Source organism: Candidatus Sysuiplasma jiujiangense (assembly GCA_019721075.1).
Lineage (GTDB): Archaea > Thermoplasmatota > Thermoplasmata > Sysuiplasmatales > Sysuiplasmataceae > Sysuiplasma > Sysuiplasma jiujiangense.
Window position 1 is genome coordinate 34,377 of the sequence record JAHEAD010000014.1, and the last position, 22,251, is coordinate 56,627.

The window sequence follows — 22,251 nt, forward strand, 5'->3', positions numbered from 1 at the left end:
GCATGATTGTTTTCTGCGTAAATAACGTTTACCTCATGACTTAAAAGTAATACGTTTATGCAGTATTAACAAGCTTAACAACCTCTAAATATGCAATTTATGGTGACGGGCTATGAATGTTTCGCGATACAACATTGAGCTCGATATAGATTTCAGCAAGCAAAACTACACCGGATCTGTTGAGATCCATGCAGAGGAAGTTGCAGGAAACATAGCCCTGGACTCCGAAGGGCTCGAAATATATGAAGTTGCTACGGCGGGAAAAAAGCTGGGATGGAAGCTGGTAGCGTCGAGTCGTAAACTGCTGATCTATTGCGGAAAGCACAAGAAATTCAGATTTAGCGTCAGGTTCGCCGGAAAGGCGAAAGAAGGATCTCTTCAGGGCTTTTACCGTTCAAGATATAAAGGGGGATATATACTTACGACACAATTCGAACCGACAGGTGCGAGATCATTCATCCCGTGCTTTGACAATCCCACCTTCAAATCCGTATTCAGGCTGAAGGTTAAGGTGGATCGCGGGCTTTCGGTCATTTCAAACATGGCGGTAATCGGAAGGCATGCCAGGGGGAAGAAGACCGAATATCTCTTTTCAGATACCCCCAGAATGTCGACCTACCTGCTTTACCTGGGCATCGGCAAATTCGAAGAACAAAGACACAAATCAGATGGAAAAGAAGTGATCGTCGCTTCCGTTCCAGGGCAGAAGGGCAAAGGGAAATTCGCAATCGACACGGCTGTCAAATGCCTCCGCGAATATGAAGATTACTACGGCATCGCATACCCTCTGGATAAACTTCACCTGATAGGCATACCCGAATACTCGGTTGGAGCGATGGAAAACTGGGGAAGCATCACGTTCAGAGAGAATCTGCTGTATGTCGACAGATCGACAAGCGAATCCAACAAGAGACAGGCTGCATCCGTGATAGCCCACGAGATAGCGCACCAGTGGTTCGGGAACCTGGTTACAATGAAGTGGTGGAATGATCTCTGGCTGAATGAGAGTTTCGCAACCTACATGAGCTATAAGATTACGGACAAACTGTATCCTGAATGGAATGTCTGGTCCGATTTCCTTCTTTTCGACACAGGCCCTTCTATGCAGGGCGACTCGCTGAGGAGCACCCATCCGATAGATGTTAAAGTCAGGGAACCTGAAGAGATCAGCCAGATTTTTGACGAAATAAGTTACGGAAAGGGCGGCAGTGTGCTGAGGATGATAGACATGTACGTTGGAGACAGAACGTTCAGGAAGGGTGTTAACAAGTACCTGAGAAAATTCCGGTATTCCAACGCATCCAGCCATGATTTCTGGAATGCGCTGAGGGATGCATCCGGAATGAGAATTGATACAATAATGAAAGCATGGATTACCAAGCCCGGCTATCCGGTAATCAGCGTGAAATCCGATAAGAAGGGTGTCACGCTCGAACAAAGGAGGTTCACATTTAAGGAAAGTGCAAGCAAAGACAGATGGCCCATTCCAATTACCTACAAATCTACAGGTGGTGAAGGGAGAATTCTGTTTGACAGGAAGAGCATCCATATTGCCGTCGGCGATCCATCGGACTTTCTTATCAATGAGTCCAGATCCGGATACTTCAGGGTGGAATACGATGATGACATCTATTCTTCGATTTACAAGAAAGTTCGGAAGATGAATCCGCATGCCCGATGGGGAATCATTTCTGATCTTTTTGCTTTCCTTGCTGCAGGCAGAATAAGCGAAAAACTCTATTTCAGCTTTGCAGACCTGCTTTCGGAGGATGACAACTACCTTGTTGTAAATGAGATTAACTCTCAGCTCAAGACACTCTGCACTCTTCTGCCCGGCCCCAATCCAGTCAGCGCAAGATACAATAAATTCTGTCACCTGCATCTGGAAAGGATTGGTATTGAGGGAAGAGGAAATGAGGACAGGAGTCTGACGGTGCTCAGGGAAAATCTGTGTGACGGACTGGTAATGACTGACGACAAATTTGCAGCCGATCTCTCTCAGCGATTCAGTGGCTGGAATAATCTGAAACCGGAACTGAAGCAGGCGGTTGCTGTAGCCTACGCCAGAACTTACGGTGCCTCAGGTTTGAATAAACTGATTCGTGCGCTGAAGGATTCAAAAACAGATCAGGATGCCACAAAGATCACCATATCCCTTGCTTCATTCAGGGACGAATCTGCCGTAATGAAGGCACTTGAACTGTCGTTCACTGGCGATCTCAATATCGGGCACGTTCCATATGTCATAATCAGCTGCAGCCGAAATCCGGACGCAAGGAGGGTACTCTGGAAATGGTTCAGGTCCAATGATGGAAAACTGATACAGGCTTATTCCGGGACCGGCCTCATCGCTCCGATGATTGAATACATCATAAGCGGCTGCGGCATAGTCGATCCGGAAGACGTGAGGCAGTACTTTGCACAAAAGAGCATAGCCGAGGCAACCAGAGCTGCGAGAAAGGGACTGGAGCAACTTGACATTAACCTGAGCCTGATAAAGAAGCTTGATGATATAGGGAATGCTGCATAATAGATGTTGTACTGGCCGCCGCAACCGGGCGGCGCATCAGGAGGATGAGATATGCTGAAAATCGGGGAAACTGCTCCAGACTTCAAACTGGCTGATGAAGAAGGTAAATTGTTCGCACTTTATGAAGAATTGCGAAAGGGACCGATCGTCCTTTATTTCTATCCCAGGGATTTCACTGCAGGCTGCACGGCCGAAGCCTGCGGATTCAGAGACAGCTACGATTCATTCGCATCCATGGGCTATCAAGTAGTTGGCGTCAGCTCAGACAATGGGGAGAGACACAGGAGGTTCAAAGGTTCAAACAAACTGCCGTTCAGGCTGCTCACAGACGCCGACAGATCTGTTGCCCGGAGTTTCGGAATAGGGAAAACATTCGGCATCATTCCGGGGAGGGTTACATTTGTCATTTCGGGCGAAGGTAAAATTCAGCATGTGTTTGAATCACTTACAGACATCAGAGGGCACGTCGCCAGCGCGCTGGAAGCGGTAAACGGAAGCAGATGATGTCCATTGTCTCTGAGAAGACATGCGCGTGCATCTCCTGTTTTTGTCATCCAGCTGAGTCCACACAATGTGCCTTTACGCTGAGCGGAGCAGTGTGCAACGGGGACATGCATCAGGGAAATTGTGTGCGAAATGCCGGACTCAATCAGTTGCGGAAGGCAGAATACTCTATTGCAGGCAACTGCAGGCAACTTGTCTGACAGAGGTCGAAATGTCCCAGGAATCTGAGGCGGTGAAATTCTGCGGGAGGGGTGGCATTCATTACGAGGTTGACGGCACGGCGGCTGCGCTCTGCTGATGCATTGCGGGAACAGTATAGATAATTACATGCCTGCATTTAATGCAGGTTATTACACACTTATCCAGGTCAATCTGGTTCTGCGAATATGCGTTTCTCAGTTCCTTTCTTATCCTTTCCGGATAAAGACAGTCACACTGACACTTTTCGTCGCTGCAGAATTTGCACATTTTCCTCACTTCCGCTTTTTTCCTTTCAAAGGACTATTTGAAAATAACCAACTTCATTAAATAAACCTATGCAACTCTTCAGACACCAACGCAAGGCTGCAGCCGTCCTTCGAGAATTCTTGCGGAACCGCCGGGGGGGGGAGAAAGAAGTCCATTCACTATGGCAGTCCACACCCCGTTCGGTTGCGCTTCGGATCTGGTGTTTCACGCTTCCTCGGCAGCCGCTGGCGTTTTGACGCCGGCTGCCCCGGCGATTGCGCTTCCGGCAAGCGATATGATTACATTGATCGTCACAGACAAGAGTCCGATGTAAAGCAGTCCGTACGACGATTTGAAGAAGCTCGTGGCCAGAGGACCGAATTTGTTAGCCACTTCGACAAGATATATTCCGACGAACATTCCAACCGCCCAGCCGGCGATAAGAGAATGTTTGTTCAGCCTCTTAATGAACAGCGCCAGGAAAACAGCCGGAAGGATCTGGAGTATGATGACGCCACCGAGCAATTGCAGCTGGATAGCATAAGTCGCCGGCACAATGAAGACAAATCCAAGTGCGATAAACTTGAAAACGGCAGACATCCATTTTGCGAGTGATGCCTCAGTTCTTGCGGGCATCTTTGGCCAGAATTCCTTGACAATATTTCTGACGAAGAGATTCGCCTGTGCAATTGCCATTATTGCCGCAGGGACAAGGCCGCCTATGAATATGCCCAGAAGCGCTATGCCTGCAAACCAGCTCGGCATTGTGTATACAATCAGCGCAGGGACAACGAGTATACCTCTGGAAGCAGGAGAGATAGTGTCCAGGTAAGACATTGCAGGGCCCACGGCATATACGAGCACACCGAAAAGCGCCAGTAATGCCAGCCCGATTCCGTAAATCGGAAGCAGTGCAGTGCTCCTCCTCAGCTTCTTCTGATCAGAAGAGCTTAGGGACCCGTTTATTGCATGAGGGTAAAGGAAAAGCGCGAGCGCACTGCCCAGCCACAGCGTCCAGTATGCGGAACCGTCGACAGCTGGAAGCGACTGGAACGACTTCTTGACTGCAAACGCATGCTGAAATCCACCGTAACTCAGAGGAACAACAATTATTATGACAATTACGGTGATAAAAATAAGGACATCCTTGAAGACTGCGGTAAGTGTTGCTCCCCTGAGCCCCGTCGCGAATGTGAAAACTGCGAGAACAATAAACGAAAGGACAAGCGAAATTTCGATGACAGTGTTAATGTCCGCCAGTCCGGACAGCATCACAGTGAGGACCGCTCTCATTCCGACAATCTGAAGGGCAATATAGGGAAGTTCCGCAACAATACCCGTTATGGCAAGCAGTATTGCAAGGGTGGGGCTTTTAAATTTATCTTTCACAAAATCCGAGGAGGTCACATACCCGTGCTTTTTGGCCTCCGCCCAGAGTCTCGGCATGGTTAACATGGCGATGGCAAATGTCGTGGCTACGTAGGGGACTGCAAAGAAGAAAAGAGCACCTTTTGCGAACACGCCGGATGGGACAGCCACGAACGTATAGGCCGTATAGAGGTCGGCACCTATCAGAAACCACGTAAGGTAAGCCCCAAGTCTTCTCCCCGCAAGTGCCCACTCGCCTATGAGACCGAGATCCCCCTTTCTCCATCTGCCCGCTGAGAATCCCAGGATGACAAAGATCGCAAAGAGAACGAGAAACGAGATTATTCCCGGCAATCCCAGAAGCATAGACAATTCAGTTCACCTTCCCGTTGCTGTCTATGATGAATGCAGCAATAACGAAAAGAATTGCAGAAATCGCAAGCCATAGCGTCTGGAACCAGTAATAGAACGGGACTCCTGCAACAGTCGGCTGAACAACGTCAAAATACGGCAGGTCAAAGTATACTACGAACGGTATAAGCAGCAGTATGGCCGCAACTACATCCTTTCCCGCGTTTCGATGGGCACGTTTACCTGTATCGTTCTGCATTTCATTTCACCATAACTTCATGAGTCCAGCCTATGCCGGTTCCCAACCAATAACGAAAACGCCGCAATAAAACGATTATTGCCGCTCCCCCATAATGTCCAGGAAGTAATCCGCAACATCATACTTAAATTTTCTCGATGCTCGGCAACTGTGTCCGTAGGAGCAGGACAGAGCCACATGTTCATATGATCAAGGATATACCGCCGGATTGGTCGCCGGATTGAAATCCCGGCAGAATTGTGCCTTCCATGGAGAAAAGCGAATCTTCCAGTTCCCGCAACCGGGGCGGTCAGCATCAAAAATATGCCTTTCCTGCCCCGCATCACCTACAAATCTCATGTTCTGGATGCAATTCCTGATCCGGCTGCCCGGTTACGCAGAATTGAAGCAGATTGCGAATTTCATTCCACCAGAACTTTGCCCTCACCAATGACCATGACAGGCCATGAATCCAGTGAGAAAGGATCCTTGTTCCATATAACCATTGAAGCCTTGTTGCCTTTCTTCAGGGTGCCGATATCCGGGCATTTAAGTATTTCGGCAGCATTTCCGGTTATCAGTGAAATGGCCTCCTCTTTTGAAAGACCATACCGGAGGAAAAACCTCAGCTGAAGAAAAAGATTTCTCTGAAGAACAACCGGATGATCCGTCATAAGACAGTATTTTAGTCCCGACTCCGTCAGGTATTTCACGTTCTGCCATTTTTCATGCTTCAGTTCGACCTTGTAGGAAAAAGCATCCACCGGACCGTAGATTACATTCAGTTTGGCCTTCCTTACCTTGGTCCACAGTTCACCTGAATGCACGTCTCCCGCATGGTTTATCACGGCGCTGAAACCAAATTCCTTCACAAGACCGATAAGATTGACTATGTCATCCTCTTTGTGCACGTGCACCATGAGTGTCTGCCTGCCGTCGAGTATGTCCATCAGTGCTTCGACATGCGGTTCAATTTCATCCTTCGACTTCTTCTTCCTCCTGAGTAGATTGGAGGCTTTCCTTGCCTTGATCAACTCACCTTTCAATATTGAAATCGCTCCCATCCTGGTCGTCGGACGAGTTCCTTTCCATTCTGTAGTCGATCTTGGATTATATCCCAGAGCTGCCTTTGTTCCTGGCTGGGAAATGAATGCATCTTCTATGTCTTTGGCAAAATTACGAATCAGAACTGTCTTTCCACCAATGATGTTGCCGCTTCCCGGCATTATGTGGGAATAAAGGACCCCATGCTCAATACTCTCCTGAAATGCAGAATCGTCCATATAGACTGAATCTATTGCATTGACCAGCGGTAGTACAGAATCCATGTGCTCATTCCCCTCCTCCTCGTTTGAGGGCTCACCGCTTCTGGCAAGACCTATGTGGCTGTGGCCATCAATGAAACCAGGAGTTACGACTCCCTCGGCAACTACTTCGCAGTCCGGTTTCTCGCTGCCGACGGAAACAAGCCTATCGCCTTCGAACGCGATAAAAACATTGGATTTGGCTGACCTGGCTGTCCCGTCATAAAATACCGAGGCTTTTATACAGTTCATGGTCCGTTACATGAATACAAACTAAAAAGCATTTTCCCAGGCTGCTTGAAACAATAGTGATTTTAACAGCGCATTACACTATCACAATGCATGCACTTTCAAGGGTGAATGCACCTGTGTTCAAGTCTTGTGGAACCGCTGTGTAAGTCGTCCTGGCAACGGTTAACAATAAATAGAGTGTAAAATTTTGTTGCGGTGTGTCACTGCTTTCCATGATATGGCTGATTATCCTCTCAATTTTCACTGTTTATTCATTCATTTCCCTGGGAATTGTGTACATCCTCGCGATCAATATGGACAACATTGACAGGCATGTTTCTGCAGAATGTTTTCCACCGGCTTCCGCCGGTGGTCCCAAGGTCAGCATGATAATACCGTGCAGAAACGAACGGGAGGATATAGGGAAATGCATCGAATCGGCTCTTGCTCAGAGCTACCGAGACAAAGAAATAATAGTCGTTGACGGTAACTCGGAGGATGGAACATGGGATGCAATATGCAAGTACGCAGGCAGGATCAAAGCGCTTAGGGAAAGCGAAAGGCCAAAAGGCTGGACCGGAAAAAATTGGGGTGCATATCTCGGATACAGGGCGTCAGATGGAGAAATACTGCTGTTTGTCGATGGCGACATGGTTCTTGAGCCTGATATGGTGACAAAATGTGTCTGTACAATGAAGCAGGAAAAGATAGATCTGCTGTCACTCGGACCAAAAATGGTAATGAACGGATTCTGGGAAAAGCTGATGCTGCCTCTTTTTGCGCAGTTCATCATGCTCCTGTACATGCCGCCGCTTATGAACCGTGACAGGGGAAAATGGGCGATGGCTAACGGACAATTCCTCATGGCCAGAAGAGAGGCATATGAAAAATCTGGCACGCACGAGCGAATTAGAGGAAAGATTGTTGAAGATGTCAATCTGGCAAAAATGTTCAGAGCGAGTGGCTTCCGGGTGCGTTTTTACTGGGCGAGCCAGTATCTCAGTACTAGAATGTACAGGAATTTTGCTGAACTGTGGGAAGGAATAGTCCGTGACATACAGGGTGAGGTCGGCCGCCGTTTCCACCTGTACCTCCTGAACGCGCTTTACATCGTGGCAACCTTTTATCTTCCGGTGGTCCTCGCCCTCTATTTTGCATTTGCCGGAGAAGCTCTTCTGGCATCAATATCAGCGATTTCACTGATTTTCATTGTCCTGAGAATGTTTGTTTTCCAGGTTGGCACAGGCAGCCCAAAATGGTTTTCGCTGCTCTTTCCGGTTTCAATGGGAATGTACCTCGCCATGGTGTTGGCTGCTTTTTCAAAGGCCCTGAGGGGTGCAGACGTGGTTTGGAAAAAGAGGCACTATCCAATCACAATGGAGGAGTAAGCCGCAGCCGTTGCTGAAAAAACGCTGAAAGAAAACAGCTGCTCAGGGTACTGCCGGAAGATGGAGCAGCGCAAACATGATGCTTCCGAGCAAATAGGTAGCTGATGCCGCGCCAAGCGTCAGACCCACAGTTTCCAGGACCTTCTTCAGTACGGATGTGTCGGAAGACAGCGCAATGATTGTAGCGGCAGTAGTCTGTGCAGCTGCGACTGCAATAACGGAGAGTACGAGGCCCGTGATTCCGCCGACGAAGGCAAAAGGCAATATCGGAAACGCGGATCCTATCAGGTAGAATAAGCCAGTCTGGAGTCCAGCCCTCCTCGGATTTTCGTCTGTATCACGGGATCTCCCGAGCTTGTTCCTTACAAAAAACTCGGTGGCGGCGTCCTGATTCTGGGCCATGGAGCGTGCGGCCTGCTCGGTATAATCCCCCTGCAGTCCCATTTCATCGAGCATCGATTTGAGGCGCCCGACCTTCTCTTCATGGCTGACGAACTCAATTTCCCTGGCGACTCTGTCAGCCTGCCTCCTGCCGATCTCAATGTGCGCCTTTGTGGACATGTAAGCGCCTATTGCCATCGAGAGTGTCCCGGAAATGCCCACGACCAGACCACCTGCGGCCACTAGAATCGGCGTGTGCACAATGGGCACAAGTCCTGCAACAGCCGCCAGAACCTCCACCAGGCCGTCGCTCATGCCGTAGAAAACATCCCTGATGGACTCCAGGCGGCTCGAAACGCCGCTGAGCTGTGATGCGAAATATTCCTCATGCAGAACTTCATCGGTGATAATTGAATGGAGCTTCTCCCTGTCTTCAGCATCCAGGGATTCCACGTTCAGGAAATTTGTATATTCCACGATTACAGATTCTTCCCCTCTCTCGAAGAGCCTGATAACGAGGGGGAGTCCGATGAGCCTTCGCAGTACAAGTATAAAGGCAGACTTGTAGCGTGGATAACGGTAATCTGCACGGGACTCGCCGTGCTTGCGAAGGAAATAATTCCAGAAATCGGCATGCGATTTTTCCATAGCGCCCAATTTGGAAAGAAGTATTCCCTTCTCCCTGTCCCTCTCACTGTTCCCAAGACGTGAATAGACCTCCGCATCCTTCAACTCCCCTTTGTAGAACCATCTGGCTTTTTTGACCACTTTACTGGAGACGGAAGTCATTCGCTCACTTTTGCTTCCTTCTATCATTCTAATTATAAAGTTTTTTGTGGCAGGCCGCCACCAGATCTCAAAAGTGTTATGAGCCGAAAGCCCCTATATCATGGGCGGAACGGCGGAAGTATTATTTTGAATTACATCTCTCAACGCGGCCTTCTGGCAATTCTTGTCTGCTTTCTGGTTGTGGCTTCATATCAGGCATACCATGTTGAAAGCTCAAACAGGCATTCAGTCAGCAGTGTTCTCAATCAACCCCCTGAAATTTTTTACAAACCTATGCGCCATTTGACGGGCGGATGGGACACCGGCCTCCTCCACAGGCATCGCACGCTTACTGTTGCTCCGTCCGGTTCCAAACCACGTTTTATATCGTCCGATATTTCATACAGCAACGGCTCGTTCTCCATTTCAAATGAGACATTATATTTCAATTCCACTTACAGCAGACCCATAACCGTCTTTGTGAATGACTCCAGACTTCTGATTAAAAATTCCATACTCAGGATTAATGAGCGGATTGGCAATTACTCCTATTTCCTCCTCACAGGTCATGGATCTGTGATATCGATCGTCAACAGCGAGGTTATTGAAGGGGCCGCCGTTGTTTCATTCATTCCGGTAATCAGTCTAAACGACACTTTTTTATCTGTCAACAGTTCGGCATTTCTTTCAAACGGAGAATTGCTGAATACGTTGTCCTCACCTTATACGGAGATCAGCGGTTCCTGGTTTTCGGGTAACGGTACACTCGTGCAGGCAAAAGACATCGGAACAATGACAGTGGAGGGGACGACCTTTTCAGTCAATGGGACAACTCTGGATTCCACCTCCGATTTCGGCGGCATAATTTCCGTTTACACGGCATTCCGGTTCACATTCCTCGGCAATTCCATAAGTTCCTTTGACGAGAACGCTGCCTACGGGATGATTGCCGGCAATGTAAAGAGTTTTCAATTTTTCAATTCGACTTTTACATTCAGCGGCCAGAATTCCTCTGAACCGGGATTCGACAGGTATGGCATGTATATCTTCAACTCAAGCTCCCTGTCCATAGAAAACGACATTGTAAGCGGAAACGAGATAGCAGTATCGATAACAGGCTCAGCATATCTCAACTTTTCGAACTTGAAAACCAATCAGAGCGAGGAGGGTCTGTCTCTCGCTCTTGACAACAGCATCAAGGTGGCCTATTCAGAATTTTACGGGGGGACATACGGTCTGCTGATAACTGATAGCAGTCATATCAGCACACAGGACAATTATTTCCACCGGACACTGTTCGGAATGAGACTTATCGGTATTTACGGCGCCTACATTGAAGCGACCTATGAACAATACGTGATTTCATCGTTACAGATCGTGGATAGTCACAATGTCTCGGTTGTTGGGATTTATGACATACTCATCCCGTACGAATTCAATTTCCTTGAGTTTTATGGAATCACAGTAGCAGGCTCGAAGTCGGTTACACTTGACTCAGTGTTGATGCAGACAGGTCCCGATTCCTCCGGTGGGTTCATTGACGGCCTTTCTGTTGTCTACAGCAATTTCACCAGTGTCCGCGACCTTCATGCCGTTTTCTCTGGACAGTTTGTTTCCACTGCTGTCACTTTTTACAACTCCGCAAACGACAGCTTCACCAACTCCTCAGTCCTGTCAGAAGGGACTTCAGGAGATACAGGACTCTGGATTGTCAATTCGGAAAACAATACGATACAGGCTATCACACTGTACATCGTCGGGCAGCAGGCAGTGCTAATGCAGAATTCTACAGGAAACCTGTTGGCATCCACCTACATGAGCGTCGATGGAGCCTCCACAAGCGGATTGTATGCATACAATTCGTGGCACAACCGTTTTGAGAATCTGACTATCGATTCCGAAGGGTACAATGCCGAAACAGGAATAGTATTTCAGAATTCGAGCTTCAATTCATTTTCCAACACATATGTGGGCCTTACAGGATCGTTTTCAGCGGAATTGCTTGCAAAGAGCATCGACTCGTCACACAACAGTTTCCGCGGATTTGATTATTATTCGTCCTACGTTTATCTGGAATGGGTGGCCACATCGCTGACACTTGCACTTCTTTCTGCAACCGGACTCTTCATTGCTGTCACAAGGAAGACAGAGATCAAAATAGCAAGGGATGATAAAATCAGGTTCAAAAGGGTAAAACTCTGACTCTGTCTTAGAACGCCTGATGAAAATGACCGGACGGATCGGGGATGAACGTACATCGGAAGCAGTCGGAAAACGCCGGAGCCGGAGAAGAACATCGGTGCGTTTCTCCCGGAGCAGCATATGTATGTTTGGCTTCACCATCACGATGCGGTTAAGGCAGCAGGCAGCGAATTTTTCTGCGAGAGCTTTAAAAACCTGAACAATTTATTCAATGCCGTCATGGCTCAAAGAATAATAAGGGCACCCCGTGGTTCCGCCCTGAATTGCAGGGGATGGGGTCAGGAAGCAGCTCTCCGGCTGCTGATGAACAACCTTGATCCGGATGTTGCTAAAGACCCCGACAACCTGATTGTATACGGGGGAAGGGGAAAAGCGGCAAGAAACTGGGAGAGTTTTGACAGGATTGTCGAATCGCTGAAGACAATGGATAATGATGAAACGCTTCTCATACAATCCGGCAAGCCGGCTGGCATTTTCAGAACAGGGCCGGATTTGCCCAGAGTGCTTATCTCCAACGCGATGATCGTTCCAAGATTTGCAACGGATGAAATCTTCTGGGATCTCGAATCGAAGGGGCTGACGATGTACGGGCAGATGACAGCCGGTTCCTGGATATACATAGGTACACAGGGGGTATTGCAGGGCACTTACGAAACGCTGCATGCACTCGGCAGAAAGGAATTCAATTCTAATTCTCTGAAGGGGAAATGGATCCTGTCCTCGGGTCTGGGCGAAATGGGCGGCGCCCAGGCTCTCGCAATCACGATGAATGAGGGCGTCGGAATCATTGTTGAAATAGACAAGTCAAAAATTTACAGGCGGCTCAATGACAGATATCTAGACTGCTGGACAGACGATCTGGATGAGGCACTCAGACTCAAGAACCTTGCTCTGACCGACGGAAGACCTCTTTCAATCGGATTACTGGGAAATGCATCGGAAGTTTATTCTGATCTCATGAAAAGGAAAATCGTTCCTGATATCGTGACAGATCAGACAGCTGCCCATGACTTGGAGCAGGGATACATTCCTTCCGGCATGTCCATAGGCGATGCAGATATTCTCAGGAAAGAGAATTATGAGGAATACAAGCGTGCCGTGTACACAAGCATAGTTGTTGAGACCGACGCCATGCTCTGGTTCAAGAAGAACGGCGCAATTGTATTCGATTACGGCAACAACATAAGGACGAGGGCAATGGAAGGCGGACTCCAGAATGCGTTTGAGATTGCGGGATATGTGCCTGCATACATAAGGGATCTCTTCGCAGTAGGTTCCGGGCCGTTTAGGTGGGTTGCGCTTTCCGGGGACGAAAAGGACATAAAGGCCATTGACAGCGCGATATTGAGTGAATTCGAGGATGAGCATCTTGCAACATGGATCAGACTCGCCGGCGAGAGAATCCATTTCCAGGGTCTGCCTGCAAGGATATGTTACATGAAATACGGAGACAGGGAGAAGATGGGACTGCTGATAAACAGCCTTGTGCGTGACGGAACTGTTTCAGCCCCTGTTGCGATAGGGAGAGATCATCACGACACCGGATCGGTTGCTTCGCCATTCAGGGAGACTGAAAAGATGATGGACGGAAGCGATGCAATTGCCGACTGGCCGATACTGAACGCCCTGCTTAATGCCATTTCGGGGGCAACTTGGGTATCAGTGCACCATGGCGGCGGGACGGGAATCGGCAACTCCATACATGCGGGCCTTGTCGTCGTTGCCGACGGGACCGAGGAACAGGGGAGAAGGATATCCAGGGTCCTCAATGCAGATCCCGGCCTCGGGCTTATCAGGCATGCAGATGCAGGATACCAGAATTCGAAGGACATCATAAACCGTGGGGTGAAGTTCAGATATACCGGAGGGCAGTGATGCCAGCTCATACAGAGGTAAGGGAGGCGGTTCCAGCCGACACGCATTCCATCAGGAAAATGCTCGAGGCCGACGATCCGGAGGACTATGTACCCGATGTCATAGAAAAGTGGATTGAAAACAGAGAGGTCTTTGTTGCCGTCAGATCGGGATCGGTGGCCGGCATGGCACATTATGAAAGAATGCCCGACGGAACAATCTGGCTCAGCGGCCTGAGGGTTGCAGGCAGTCTGAGAAGAACAGGAGTGGGAAGAGCGCTTTCAAGGAAGATGACATCCATTCCCGGTTCGGAGGTTTTCAGGCTGATGATCAGCAGTACCAATAAACCGTCGGTGCAGCTCTCCGTACAGGAAGGGTTCAAATGCAGATGCACCGTTTCAGTGTGGCGGCAGGAGAGTGAGGCGGCTGAACCCGGGTTGAAGGAAGCCGCTGTTCAAACTGCAGAAATGGATTACCTGAAAAATTTCGACGGGCTGCTGCCCACCGCATGGTTCGCCTTTGTTCCGGACGGCACCATATCCTCCACGCTGAAAAAATTCGGTCTGCGCTATGTCAGAGACAGGCATGGCAACACGTTTCTGATGAACACGCATGAAAAGTCGCTGACGCCGCTGCACGCAGACAAAGATGCGTTCAATTCGATTCCGCGGGGATACGTGCTGCTTGCTGCCCGGGACGAATCGCTGGAAAATTTCGGGCTAAGGAAAACACTCTGGACAGAAAGCGTGGGCATTTTCGAGTACCACCGGGAGCGGTGAGTGTTCAGTATTCACCTGTCCTGCCCGGCACGGTGAGCCGGCTATGCAGCCGGCATTCTGTATCTGAGGATGGCGGCAACACCGCCCAGCGCGTCAAGCTGCTTTCCTGCATCCCAACCGGAGGTTAAAACTGTAACCTCGCCTGCCTTCTCTTCAGCAAGTTTCAAAAGCGGTTCCGCAGTCCCCTCCCTTATCATCCTGTCAGTCACTGCAATTCTTTTCACCGCGCCTGCTTCCAGCGCTCTCCTGACCTCCTCAATTCCGTATGTGACCGGGCCGTTCGATGATATGAGCTCCTTTATCTCCTCCATCGTTTTTGTTTCAGCAGACATCCTTGCTTCCTGAAGGAGTTTTGAATTCTGCGGCTTCGAAAGTGCCTCCCTTATGCCTGCCATTCCGCCCTGCCCTGTCTGTATCGTCTGCCCTTCCGAAAATATCGATGGTTCCTTCTCCCTTGCCTCGCGCAAAAAATCCTCCTTTATGAATCCAGGGCCGACGATCAGCACCGGAAGCCTCGGCATGGCTTTCACCTGCGATATGATTTCGGCATAGAAATCATCCTTTTCCTTTTTTGCTGACTCCTCCTTCGATTTTCGTCCCTGAATTGTTGCAATTTCCTCAACTCCAAAACTCTTTACGAGCGCTACCACAGCTTCCCCATGCTCTATCGCAACGCATATGAAACGCGAACTTCCCCTGTTCTCCACAGCCTCTCTCAGGCGTTCGAGATCATGCTTTTTCCAGGTATCCTTTTCGATTATCACATCGCTGCCTTCACCGATGTTGAATGTGTGATATGAGCCGGTCCCGAACTCCGCCTCGACTATCTTTCCCGTGATTCGTAGGATGTTCTGAAAATCCATGAATTCCGTCCTTTCCACCACGATTGTCAGAAACACCCTTATCCTGGTTTCCTTCTGCGCCCTGACAGCATCATCCCTCGCCTCTTCCCTCCTGAAGGTCTTCCCCTTTACCCTGTCCCCGGGTCTGACAATGTTGTAGAGATGCCACAGATCATCGCCGTTCGTGACAAGAACCTTGATTTCCCCTGTCTGCGGATTCTGGTTCAGGATTCGCATCTTAATACCTGCCGATTCAAATGTGTTTTCCCTTCCTGCCCAGATATTCGCGGAATATCTTCAGCTGCGTTTTGAAAGAGCCTGGCACGGATTGGCCATGCCCCCGGGCGGTGCATCGTCCTGCCGACAGCGCCTGAAGAATATCGGCAACCGGCAGTACGCCGCCATCGATCTCAGTATATGCTCTGCCCACCTCGTCCGGCGTATGGGCATCGCTGCCTCCCGTCCCGCCCATTCCATGTTCTTCAGCAAAGTTAGCAGCCGCCGCATTTATTGATTTGTGGTTTCTGCCGTTTACTGTTTCTATGCACGGGGGGTGAAGCCTCTCGAGAACGGATGTTCCGACGCCTGTCCCGAGCCTGAAGGGGTGGGAAGGTATTGTTACGCCGCCGAGTGCGGTCACCCTTTCGATAGCCACCGCAATGGGCGTCCCCCGGGGGATATCCTCTTTGATGCCCAGGCAGAGGAGATGCCCTTCCTGAGTCGAAAGTTCATAACCCGGAATAACGGCCATCCTTTGGTCCGCCAGTTTCATAGCGGAAATGGCGCCCTTTGCAGTATTGTGATCCGTGACGGCAATTGCGTCCATGCCTGAACGGATGGCAGCCGAAACAATGTGTCCCACATCCGAAGTGGAGTCGGGGCTGTACATTGAATGAATATGACAATCTATTTTCATTTTATTCTTGAACCCACGCCTATTTTATCGCCGTCAACGGTAATAAGCCTGCTTCCGCCACCGAGCGGGATGACTCTGCCGGACATTATCATCGCGGCAACCTCAATCGCGTCTTCGGAGCAGCCGGGCCCGATGGAAAATTCGTCGCCATGCTTGCAGGCTATCCTCAGATCCAGCGACCTGAACTCATCAATCGAGATTGTGCGCTCCGCGGCCGCGTCGTCTGAAACGCGGCCCAATGGAAGGTCTGCATACGGTTTGAGCAGTCTGACAGCATTTCCGTTCTCCGCTGCAAGCACCATTCCCTGCGATTCATAGCCACGCAGCCTGGCCGTTGCGAGATTTGCGAGTACAATGACCTTTCTGCCGATCAGTTCATTCTCGCTGTAATGTTCCCTGAGACCCGCTATGATCTGCCTCTTCTCTCCAATATCAACTTCGAGCAGATACAGTTTGTCTGCGGAAGGATGCTTCCTTACGGATGTTATCAAACCTATGCGAATGTCAAGCGGGACGGCAACCTTTGAGCTTCCGTCTTCCTGCTGCCCTTCATCCGCCAACTCCCTTATGTCTATCTTCCTGAATACGGGCGCTGGATCGTAAAGACTGAATGACACGGGTGTCGAATCAATTCTGTTCCATTTGATTTCCTCGGCGGGGGACAGGCCTAGGTATCCGAGTATCTTGCCGGACGAAAATGGAAGAAAGGGGTATGATATTATTGCTATCCGCCTGACAAGTTCAAGGTTGCTGAAAAGATCAGATTCGCATTTAGCCCTGTCGGCCTTCACGGAGAACCATGGAGCGCAATGATCAAAAAACTGATTCCCCTTCTGGGCGAGATCCATGATTGATTTGAGAGCCTTCTTGAAATCGCAGCTGCCTATAAGCGATGAAACATCAGATGCTGTTTTCTCAGCTTCTTCCATCAGGGTTGCATCCGGGGTCGAGACGCCGGTCCTGTTCACACGCCGGAAATTTTTATACGAAAAGGACAGGACACGGTGATAGTAGTTGCCGAGAGTGGCAACGAGCTCGTTGTTTACCTTCGCAACAAGATCATCCAAACTGAATGCACTGTCCCTTGTCTCCGGCATAACAGTTGTCAGATAATACCGGAGATGTTCAGGAGACAATTTCCTTGCCAGCTCCCTTATTTCCGGGGCTCCGCCCCTGCTTTTTGAAAACTTGAGCCCGGAATCCCCCGGGGTGAGATATTCGTTTGCCACCACAAACGATGGCAGGACCAGGTTGCCCTTTGCAAGCAGCATTGCAGGCCATATGATCGTGTGGAAAGGTATGTTGTCCTTGCCCATGAAATAGTAGTGGACAGTGTCCGGATCCTCCCAGAAGAGCCTCCAGTCCATCTTCCCTCCTGAGAGCCTGGACAGTTCTATCGAAGCAGAAAGGTAACCGATTACCGCTTCCATCCATACATAAATGACTTTTCCCTCAAATCCCGGAAGGGGCACGGGTATTCCCCAGTCCAGATCTCTCGTTGCAGATCTGTCCTCCAGTCCCGAATTAATCCAGTTAAGAGAGAAGTCCAGGACATTCTGCCTCCATCCCTTCTTGCCTGAAAGGTAAGAACGGAGCTGGTCGGAGAATTTAGAAAGCGCGAAAAAAAGCTGTGCTGACTCCCTCATTATGGTCGGATTCATGCAGATGGTGCATCGCGGTGAAATGAGGTCGCCTGGTTCGAATATTGTCTTGCATACTTCACACTGATTCCCCTTCGCCTCCAGGTTGCCGCACTTCGGGCAGGTGCCGACAACAAATGTGTCCGCCAGGAATCGCCTGTCGGTTGAGCAGTAGTACTGCTCGGTTGTTCTTGGATAGAGATAGCCTTTGTTGTAGAGATCGAGGAAGAACGACTGTGCTACTTCAAAATGGTTTTCTGAGTGTGTCTTCGTGAAAATGTCGAACTGAATTCCAAGCCACTCTATGGAATCCTTGTTTACTCTGTGATACTTCTCAGCGAGTGAGTCGGGCTTCACGCCCTCCTTGTCCGCACTGATGGAAACGGCTGTACCATGCTGATCGCTTCCCGATACCATGATAACATCATGCCCGTTCATCCTCTGGAATCTTGAGAAAATGTCAGGGCCCAGCAGAGAGCCTGCCACATGACCCACATGCAGAGCACCATTTGCGTATGGCCATGCAACGTTGACCTGTATTCTCACTGTGACCGACCACCATGCCTGAATCCTGCCAATCGTGCAATATTCGCCTTCAGACGGCAGACTTAAAAGGGTTAGATCGAACCACTTATTAACTCTATCCAAGACACCGGCAGGTGCAACCGGTAAAACTGTGGTGCGGCAGGAGACGGGGAATAAGGTGCAATTGAATTAAATGTGTGCTAACATTCATATACATCTACTAACATAATTAGGTATATACTAATAAAGGAGAGGCATAATGGCAAAGAGAGAAATCAGAGGCAATGTGACCAAAAAGGAGAGAGACTGCCTGATCAAGGTAATGGAAATTTCGGATAATTCGTTTCCGGTTAGACTGTGCGAGATCGCGAAGGCGATGAACATCAAGCCTCCGTCTGCTCTTGAAATAGTCAACAGGCTTTCCGTGAAAGGAATGGTCAAGACGAAGGCAGGTATGATATTTCTGACTAAAAATGGCCTGGATGAATATGAACGAATCAAACTCAGTCACAGGGCGCTTGAAACGCTTTTGGTTCAGGGCGGAATATCAGCCGACAAAGCCTGCAGGGATATAGAGTTCTTTGATTACTTCCTTGACAGGAAAACAACGCTCGCAATTCTGAAGACCATCGGAAATCCGCCTTCCTGCCCGCATGGCTATCCGATTAAGTCAGGAGTGCAGTGAGGCTTTTTGACATGGTCGTGATAAATTTATGGAACCCGAGCAATGTAGATCTGGCATCGGCTCTCATCATTTCATTCTTGCTCGGCCTAGTTCATGGAATTACGCCTGACGAACATACCTGGCCGATCACATTCTCGTATTCCGTTAACCAGCGCGGGTCGAAGGAGGGGGCAAGGGCCGGCATGATATTTGCATCCGGCTTCACCATTCAGAGGGCAGTAATGTCGGAGGTGGCCTACTTTGCGCTTGCGGGAATTTTCCTTACAGCGGTGTCTTTCGGCATTACATATATTTTTGTCGGAATCGCAATGGCTGCGGCAGGCGTCTATTTTGCCCGCAGGAAGGGGTATTTCCATGTACACATAATAGAAAGGAAACTGGAATCGCTGCTGAGGATACATGAAAGCGGAAGCGCAGACCAGAAAGGTGAGATGGAGCACACCTCGAATCCGCTCAGCAGCAGGGACGGCATACTCAACAGCGAGCCGATACCTGCCAAGCTGGCATTTATCCATGGGCTGATTGCCGGTTTCGGTTTCGGCGCCTTTGCTCTTATTCTTTACCTCGTCATAGCACCTTCCATGCCAAGCCCATGGTTCGGATTTTTGCCCGGACTTCTGTTTGGCCTTGGAACAATGGCGATGCAGCTGATGTTCGGCGCATTTTTTGTCTCACTCACAAGAAGGGTGGGCAGACTGACAGAGATTGGAATTTCGTTTGTAACCAGCAGAATATCTATGAACGTATTGCTGTACGGAGGCATAGCATTCATACTTTCCGGTTTCGCAATACTCTTCTATCCCTCGCTCATGGACATCGGATTCACCACGGGTATAAAGGTCCACAACCTGCACAATCTTGGCATCGGCTTCTTCCTCGTCCTCTTCAGCGTCGGAATAATAGGCATAATCTCATTCATTCTATCTGTCAGAAAGGCAAGAGAACTCGGTTTGGTTGTAAAGCGCGAGGGGATCGCGGAGACAACTTAATGTGCAGGTGCATGTTAGCCGTTTCCGGTAACCAATGAGAGTGGCGGTACTCCTTGAGGATCGATGCCAGTCGAAAAGATGCAACCAGGAATGCATCTACTTCTGCCCGGTTGTCAGGGCAGGCACGAACTGCATCGAGATGGGGGAGAATGCGAAACCTGTCATTTACGAAGATCTCTGCATAGGCTGCGGCATATGCGTAAACAAGTGCCCGTTCGATGCGCTGAGAATAGAGGGTCTCCCGGACGAACTTGGCAACCGCCTTGTTCACCAGTACGGAATGAATTCATTCAGGCTGTACGGACTGCCGCTGCCACAGGCCGGAAAGGTCATAGGCATTCTTGGCTCAAACGGCATCGGAAAGACAACCTCACTTTCCATACTTTCCGGAACAATTGTGCCGAATCTCGGGAAATACGGATCCGAGGCAGCGAAATCAGAGGTGACAGACTTTTACAGAGGAACCGGGCTGAAGGAGTATTTCGAGCATCTGTACAGCGGCAGGCTGAGGGTTGCCACCAAGCCACAGTATGTCGACAGCATACCCAGAGCATTCAATGGAGTCGTCAGGGATCTGCTGAAGAGGGTTGATGAAAGAGGAATGATGAGGGAGATGGTTTCCGAACTTCAGATTCAAAATGCGCTGGAAAGGAAACTGTCGGATCTTTCTGGCGGAGAGCTCCAGAAGGTGGCCGTTGCTGCTACGTTTCTGAAGGATGCGGAAGTGTACCTTTTCGATGAGCCCTCTTCCTATCTTGACGTAAGGGAAAGGCTGAGGCTTGCAGCACTGATCAGAAGGGAGAGCAAAGGCAGAAGGATCGTGGTAGTGGAACATGACCTTGCAATTTTCGATTTCATTTCGGACAATGTTTACATTTATTACGGAACATACGGTGCCTACGGTATCGTTTCGCATGAGCTCGGTGCGAGAAATGCCATCAACTCATACCTGGACGGAAAGATAAAGGAGGACAATATGAGGTTCAGGAATTATGCCCTCGATTTCCAGAAGAGGCAGCCGGAGAGAGGGAGCAGCCCTGTGGAAATACTTTCGTTCACAAATCTCTCCAGGCGATACGATTCCTTCAGCCTGGAGGTGGAAAGCGGCGATGTGAGGAAAGGAGAGGTTGTGGGAATTCTAGGACCGAACGGAACAGGCAAGACGACCTTCGTGAAGATGCTTGCCGGCGTTGAAAAGCCTGATGCAGGTTCAGTGGCAAGGAATGTTTCTGTCAGCTACAAGCCGCAGTACATAAGCGGGGACTCGGACGCCACTGTGGCTGAACTGATCCATTCGCAGGCTGAGGAGAGATCGGGGCAGCAGTTCTACGTTGCAGAGGTTATAGAGCCGATGGAGCTTCGCTATCTTATGGACAAAACGGTAAGCAGTCTTTCGGGCGGGGAATTGCAGCGTGTGGCAATATCGCTGACCTTGCTGCGGGAAGCCGAGCTCTACCTTATAGACGAACCGTCCGCATATCTCGATTCCGCCCAGAGGATGAATGCCTCCAAGGTGATCAGGAGGGTAATAGAGAACAGCAAGAAGTCAGCATTCGTTGTCGAACACGATGTTTACTTCATGGATCTCGTCGCCGACAGGCTGATGGTATTTGAGGGGGAGTCGGGGGAGCGTGGTGTTGGCCATTCCCCTACTGACATGAGAAACGGGATGAACACCTTCCTTAGAACGGTGGGAATTACGTTCAGGAGGGATGGAAACACGGGCAGACCGAGGATCAACAAACTGGATTCCAGGCTGGACAGGGAGCAGAAGAACTCGAACAATTATTACTATGAAGCATGATCGTCAGTGCCTGAACGAGGGCAGCCTGAACCTGCCGTCCTCGGAGTATGCTGCATAACCGCTTGCAAAGTAGATGAGAGGAGGTTTTTCATTCAAATTCTCTATTTCCAGTACGTTGCCGAGTACCAGCCTGTGATCTGACGCCTCAACGATCCGTTCAACTGCAATTTCGATTGCTCCGAGACAGCCGTCTACAAGAGGCTGGCCGAAACGCCCGCTGTGTGTCCTGACAGAAGAGAATTTGAGTTCCTGGCTGTTTCTCCTTGAAAATATCTCTGAAACGTGCTTCTGGTCATGTGCAAGAAATGAGATTCCTGCCCTCCCCACCTTCTCAACGAGTCTTGTTGTCTCGGCCTCGTTTTGAAGGGAGATAACGACGGATGGAGGCTTGAGCGAGAGAGACAGGAGCGCATTCGCGGTCATCCCCGCTCTGGATTCACCGTCGCTTGCGGCGATGACAGCAACACCGGTGGGAAAGCTTGAGATCATTCGCCGGAAGGCCCGT

17 protein-coding genes are annotated in these 22,251 nt (G+C 49.6%); 9 read left to right on the forward strand and 8 right to left on the reverse strand.

Going from position 1 to position 22,251, the window contains the following annotated elements:
• Positions 1-112 precede the first annotated feature (112 nt).
• Both KIS29_08470 and KIS29_08475 read left to right on the forward strand, forming a co-directional pair.
• Complete coding sequence (locus KIS29_08470; protein MBX8640353.1) at positions 113-2,530, forward strand: M1 family metallopeptidase; 2,418 nt, start codon at positions 113-115, stop codon at positions 2,528-2,530.
• Between the two features lie 51 nt (positions 2,531-2,581).
• The gene (locus KIS29_08475; GenBank protein ID MBX8640354.1) at positions 2,582-3,034 is read left to right on the forward strand and encodes a peroxiredoxin; all 453 of its coding nucleotides are present in this window, start codon (positions 2,582-2,584) and stop codon (positions 3,032-3,034) included.
• A 672-nt stretch (positions 3,035-3,706) separates the two neighbouring features.
• Here KIS29_08475 and KIS29_08480 read toward each other — a convergent pair.
• The 3 genes from KIS29_08480 to KIS29_08490 all read right to left on the reverse strand — a co-directional run bounded on the left by KIS29_08480 (position 3,707) and on the right by KIS29_08490 (position 6,994).
• Entirely contained in the window at positions 3,707-5,215 is a 1,509-nt protein-coding gene (locus KIS29_08480) for a sodium:solute symporter (protein ID MBX8640355.1), read from the reverse strand.
• A 7-nt stretch (positions 5,216-5,222) separates the two neighbouring features.
• On the reverse strand, positions 5,223-5,459 hold the full coding sequence (locus KIS29_08485) for a DUF3311 domain-containing protein (GenBank protein ID MBX8640356.1): 237 nt from the start codon (positions 5,457-5,459) through the stop codon (positions 5,223-5,225).
• A 401-nt stretch (positions 5,460-5,860) separates the two neighbouring features.
• On the reverse strand, positions 5,861-6,994 hold the full coding sequence (locus tag KIS29_08490; GenBank protein MBX8640357.1) for an amidohydrolase family protein: 1,134 nt from the start codon (positions 6,992-6,994) through the stop codon (positions 5,861-5,863).
• A gap of 197 nt (positions 6,995-7,191) precedes the next feature.
• On the opposite strand from KIS29_08490, the gene KIS29_08495 reads away from it, so the two are divergent.
• On the forward strand, positions 7,192-8,361 hold the full coding sequence (locus KIS29_08495) for a glycosyltransferase (protein MBX8640358.1): 1,170 nt from the start codon (positions 7,192-7,194) through the stop codon (positions 8,359-8,361).
• Between the two features lie 42 nt (positions 8,362-8,403).
• Here the strand turns inward: KIS29_08495 and KIS29_08500 are convergent, their stop codons facing one another.
• Positions 8,404-9,558, reverse strand: coding sequence for a VIT1/CCC1 family protein (locus KIS29_08500; protein MBX8640359.1), 1,155 nt, complete (start codon positions 9,556-9,558; stop codon positions 8,404-8,406).
• 99 nt (positions 9,559-9,657) lie between these two features.
• Between KIS29_08500 and KIS29_08505 the strand changes: the two genes are divergently transcribed.
• The 3 genes from KIS29_08505 to KIS29_08515 all read left to right on the forward strand — a co-directional run bounded on the left by KIS29_08505 (position 9,658) and on the right by KIS29_08515 (position 14,345).
• Entirely contained in the window at positions 9,658-11,712 is a 2,055-nt protein-coding gene (locus tag KIS29_08505; GenBank protein ID MBX8640360.1) for a hypothetical protein, read from the forward strand.
• 219 nt (positions 11,713-11,931) lie between these two features.
• The gene (hutU, locus tag KIS29_08510) at positions 11,932-13,587 is read left to right on the forward strand and encodes a urocanate hydratase (GenBank protein ID MBX8640361.1); all 1,656 of its coding nucleotides are present in this window, start codon (positions 11,932-11,934) and stop codon (positions 13,585-13,587) included.
• Positions 13,587-14,345, forward strand: a complete 759-nt coding sequence (locus KIS29_08515) for a GNAT family N-acetyltransferase (GenBank protein MBX8640362.1) — start codon at positions 13,587-13,589, stop codon at positions 14,343-14,345. Before hutU ends, KIS29_08515 begins: the two co-directional genes overlap by 1 nt.
• A gap of 41 nt (positions 14,346-14,386) precedes the next feature.
• On the opposite strand, the gene KIS29_08520 is transcribed toward KIS29_08515, so the two are convergent.
• Genes KIS29_08520 through metG form a run of 3 tightly spaced genes read right to left on the reverse strand, consistent with a single transcriptional unit; the run spans position 14,387 to position 18,391 of the window.
• Positions 14,387-15,424, reverse strand: a complete 1,038-nt coding sequence (locus tag KIS29_08520) for an mRNA surveillance protein pelota (protein MBX8640363.1) — start codon at positions 15,422-15,424, stop codon at positions 14,387-14,389.
• Between the two features lie 16 nt (positions 15,425-15,440).
• Entirely contained in the window at positions 15,441-16,076 is a 636-nt protein-coding gene (locus tag KIS29_08525) for a PHP domain-containing protein (protein MBX8640364.1), read from the reverse strand.
• A gap of 23 nt (positions 16,077-16,099) precedes the next feature.
• A complete protein-coding gene (gene metG / locus KIS29_08530) occupies positions 16,100-18,391 on the reverse strand; it encodes a methionine--tRNA ligase (protein ID MBX8640365.1) in 2,292 nt (763 codons plus the stop codon).
• A 136-nt stretch (positions 18,392-18,527) separates the two neighbouring features.
• Between metG and KIS29_08535 the strand changes: the two genes are divergently transcribed.
• Genes KIS29_08535 through KIS29_08545 form a run of 3 tightly spaced genes read left to right on the forward strand, consistent with a single transcriptional unit; the run spans position 18,528 to position 21,746 of the window.
• Complete coding sequence (locus KIS29_08535) at positions 18,528-18,953, forward strand: metal-dependent transcriptional regulator (protein ID MBX8640366.1); 426 nt, start codon at positions 18,528-18,530, stop codon at positions 18,951-18,953.
• An 11-nt stretch (positions 18,954-18,964) separates the two neighbouring features.
• On the forward strand, positions 18,965-19,942 hold the full coding sequence (locus KIS29_08540; protein ID MBX8640367.1) for a hypothetical protein: 978 nt from the start codon (positions 18,965-18,967) through the stop codon (positions 19,940-19,942).
• A 34-nt stretch (positions 19,943-19,976) separates the two neighbouring features.
• Complete coding sequence (locus KIS29_08545; GenBank protein MBX8640368.1) at positions 19,977-21,746, forward strand: ribosome biogenesis/translation initiation ATPase RLI; 1,770 nt, start codon at positions 19,977-19,979, stop codon at positions 21,744-21,746.
• Between the two features lie 3 nt (positions 21,747-21,749).
• On the opposite strand, the gene KIS29_08550 is transcribed toward KIS29_08545, so the two are convergent.
• Positions 21,750-22,235, reverse strand: a complete 486-nt coding sequence (locus tag KIS29_08550) for a flavin reductase family protein (protein MBX8640369.1) — start codon at positions 22,233-22,235, stop codon at positions 21,750-21,752.
• Between the last annotated feature and the right edge of the window lie 16 nt (positions 22,236-22,251).

Bases quoted from the DNA above. Each gene is read 5' to 3' on its own strand.
- KIS29_08470 (MBX8640353.1), top strand. From the start codon at position 113: ATGAATGTTTCGCGATACAACATTGAGCTCGATATAGATTTCAGCAAG.
- KIS29_08475 (MBX8640354.1), top strand. From the start codon at position 2,582: ATGCTGAAAATCGGGGAAACTGCTCCAGACTTCAAACTGGCTGATGAA.
- KIS29_08480 (MBX8640355.1), bottom strand. From the start codon at position 5,215: ATGCTTCTGGGATTGCCGGGAATAATCTCGTTTCTCGTTCTCTTTGCG.
- KIS29_08485 (MBX8640356.1), bottom strand. From the start codon at position 5,459: ATGCAGAACGATACAGGTAAACGTGCCCATCGAAACGCGGGAAAGGAT.
- KIS29_08490 (MBX8640357.1), bottom strand. From the start codon at position 6,994: ATGAACTGTATAAAAGCCTCGGTATTTTATGACGGGACAGCCAGGTCA.
- KIS29_08500 (MBX8640359.1), bottom strand. From the start codon at position 9,558: ATGATAGAAGGAAGCAAAAGTGAGCGAATGACTTCCGTCTCCAGTAAA.
- hutU (MBX8640361.1), top strand. From the start codon at position 11,932: ATGGCTCAAAGAATAATAAGGGCACCCCGTGGTTCCGCCCTGAATTGC.
- KIS29_08515 (MBX8640362.1), top strand. From the start codon at position 13,587: ATGCCAGCTCATACAGAGGTAAGGGAGGCGGTTCCAGCCGACACGCAT.
- KIS29_08520 (MBX8640363.1), bottom strand. From the start codon at position 15,424: ATGCGAATCCTGAACCAGAATCCGCAGACAGGGGAAATCAAGGTTCTT.
- KIS29_08525 (MBX8640364.1), bottom strand. From the start codon at position 16,076: ATGTACAGCCCCGACTCCACTTCGGATGTGGGACACATTGTTTCGGCT.
- KIS29_08535 (MBX8640366.1), top strand. From the start codon at position 18,528: ATGGCAAAGAGAGAAATCAGAGGCAATGTGACCAAAAAGGAGAGAGAC.
- KIS29_08540 (MBX8640367.1), top strand. From the start codon at position 18,965: ATGGTCGTGATAAATTTATGGAACCCGAGCAATGTAGATCTGGCATCG.
- KIS29_08545 (MBX8640368.1), top strand. From the start codon at position 19,977: ATGAGAGTGGCGGTACTCCTTGAGGATCGATGCCAGTCGAAAAGATGC.
- KIS29_08550 (MBX8640369.1), bottom strand. From the start codon at position 22,235: ATGATCTCAAGCTTTCCCACCGGTGTTGCTGTCATCGCCGCAAGCGAC.